Origin of the sequence: Oceanobacter sp. 4_MG-2023 (genome assembly GCF_030689165.1) — a bacterium.
In the GTDB taxonomy this organism is placed as follows: domain Bacteria; phylum Pseudomonadota; class Gammaproteobacteria; order Pseudomonadales; family Oceanobacteraceae; genus Oceanobacter.
In genome coordinates, this window is sequence record NZ_JAUYVV010000048.1 from 1 (window position 1) to 3,124 (window position 3,124).

Annotated in this window: 1 protein-coding gene; it reads left to right on the forward strand. The window is 56.4% G+C overall.

What is annotated here, in order from left to right; translation table 11 throughout:
- A partial coding sequence (locus Q8W24_RS16615; protein WP_305476005.1) for a cadherin repeat domain-containing protein occupies positions 1-3,124 on the forward strand: 3,124 nt, incomplete at both ends.

Sequence of the window (3,124 nt, forward strand, 5' to 3'; positions counted from 1 at the left end):
TGGACGACGGCGGCTTTGCCGTGGTGTGGACATCAGACAGCGGTCAGGATGGTGACGGCAGCGGCATCTTCTTACGGTTGTTCGACAGCAGTGCCAGCGCCATCACGGCCGAAATCCAGGTCAACAGCTACACCACGGGTGCTCAATCCGATGCCAACGTCACCGTGCTGGACAACGGCAACCTGTTGGTGAGCTGGACCTCAGACAACCAGGATGGCTCCGAAGGGGGCGTATATGGCCAGACCTTCGATACCGATGGCAATGCCATTGGCAGCGAGTTCCTGATTAACAGCAGCACCGATGGCAACCAAAACGAATCCGACAGCAGCGCTCTCGCGCTTCTGAGTATTGACGAAAACAGCGGTACCGGGCAGGTGGTGTATACCGCCACAGCCACTGATACCGGCGATATCTCCGATGGCGTGACTTTCTCGCTCTCGGGCGATGATGCCGCCCTGTTCAGCATCAACAGCAGTACCGGCGAAGTGACCCTGTTGGCCGATCCCGACTACGAAACCCAATCCAGCTACTCATTTATCGTTACCGCTACCGATGATGCCGGTAACCATACCGACCAAGCGGTTACCCTTGATGTCAACGACCTGGACGAAACCGCCCCGGTGTTCAGTTCGTTGAGTGCCGGGTTTATTGTCACCTGGACATCGGCAGGCCAGGACGGCTCATCGACGGGAGTGTATGCCCAACGTTACGATCTGGCAGGCCACCCGGTGGGTGAAGAAATACAGATCAATAGCTACAGCACCAATGCGCAATACGAATCCAGTGTGGCCGTTTATAACGATGGGCGCTGGTTGGTCAGCTATAGCAGTTATCGATCAGATGGTAATCGTTACCGGGAGACCTATGTTCAAAGTTATGATGCCGCAGGCAATGTGATCACCAGTGAATACGCGGTGAATACCTTTAACGCAAACGATCAATGGCGCTCTGAGGTAGCAACCTTGATCGATGGTCATGCCATCGTGGTTTGGGAGGATGACTTTCAGGGTGATATTATCGGAAATTGGCTGGATGCCGAGGGCAACCCCGTTGCGGGTAATATTGCTATTGATGAGGCTTCCCCTTATTCACTTCAAAGCCCCAGCGTTGCCTCGCTGGCCGGTGGTGGCGTCGTGGTGGCATATGCAGTTACCACTAGGCATTTGGGCTCTGGGAACTACGATGAGGAAGCCATTGCCTTCACGATTTACGGCGCCGATGGTGAGGTGGTGACGGCCAGGATTTATGCCAACAGTACAATCGCCGGTTCTCAAATTGAACCGGAGGTGACCGGATTAACGAACGGCGGTTTTGTGGTGGTCTGGCAATCCGAGAACCAGGATGGTTCTGGTTATGGTATCTATGCCCAGCGTTACGACGCCAATGGCAATACCCTGGGCGGGGAATTCCGGGTCAATACCGAGACGACCGACAATCAACTGGATGCCAGTATCACCGCTCTGGAAGACGGTGGCTTTGTGGTGGTCTGGACGTCTTATGACCAGGATGGCAGCGGTATGGGGGTATTTGCCCAGCGTTACGATGCCGACGGCAACACCATTGATAGCGAATTCCAGGTCAATACCAGCACTGCCGGAAACCAGTCAGAGCCCGGTATCACTGCGCTGGCCAATGGTGGATTTATCATTACCTGGACATCCAGCGACCAGGATGGTGATGGCAAGGGTGTGTATGCCCAAGTATACGATGCCGATGGTCATGCAGTAGGGAGCGAATACCGGGTTAACAGCTATACCAGTGATAACCAGAACGATGCATCCGTGGCAGGGATTATTCTCTCGGTGGCGGAAAACAGTGGTGCCGGGCAAGTGGTGTACACAGCCGTGGCTACCGACACCGATGACAAGGGCACGGATACCAGCGCCAGCGTAACGTACAGCCTCCAGGGCGACGACGCCAGCTACTTCAGTATTGACGCCATCACTGGTGAAGTCACCCTGTTGGAAAACCCGGATTACGAAACCCGTAGCAGCTACTCGTTGGTGGTGGTCGCCACCGATGGTGTCGGTAATCAGGTCAATCAGGTGCTGGATATCGCGGTCAACAACCTTGATGAAATCGCCCCGGTCATTACTTCGGGCAGCAGCGTGAGTGTGGATGAAAATACCGCCATCGGCTCTGTGATTCATACGGTCACCGCCGATGATTCCGGGGATATCTCCGGTGGCGTGACTTTCTCGCTCTCGGGCGACGATACCGCACTGTTCAGCATCGATGCCAGCACCGGCGACGTCAGCCTCAACACCATACTGGATGCTGAAACCCGCACTGACTACTCATTGATCATCACCGTGACGGATGCGGCGGGTAACTACAGCAGTCAGGCTGTCGCCCTGACCGTGAATGACCTGGACGAATCCGCTCCAACCTTTACCTCCAGCGCCGCCGGTTACGTGGTGAGCTGGACGACCGCCGACGACGGCGACGGCAGCGGTATTGTAGGCCAACGCTACGACGCCAACGGCCAGACCCTGGGGGATGAATTCCAGATCAATACCACGGTGGCGGGAGACCAGAGCGAATCCTCGGTAACAACCCTGCTTGACGGCAGCTTTATCGTGGTATGGACCACCGCCGACGACGGCGATGGCAGCGGTATTGTCAGCCAGCGTTTCAACGTTCTCGGCGAGCGGATTGGCAGCGAAACCGTTATCAACAGCACCACCACCGGCAGCCAGAGCGCTGCGCAAGTCGAAGCACTGGGCAGCGGTGGTTACGTGGTGGTCTGGACCTCGAACGGTCAGGACGGTGACGCCGATGGCGTCTACGCCCGGATCTACGACGCCGACGGCAACGCGATCAGCGCTGAACTGGCGGTGAATAGCTACACGACAAATAATCAGAACGACGCCAGTGTTACCGCCCTGGCCGACGGCGGCTTTGTCGTGACCTGGACCTCCGAAAGCCAGGACGGTGGCTACTTCAGCACTTACCTGCAAATAGTTGATGCCGATGGCGTTACGGTGGGCAGCGAAACCCGCATCAACCATTACAACGACTACACCCAGGTAGAAACCGCCGTTACCGCACTGGCGAATGGTGGTTTTGTGGTGAGCTGGTCTTCCTGGGCTCAGGATGGTCAGAATTACGGCGTGTTTACTCG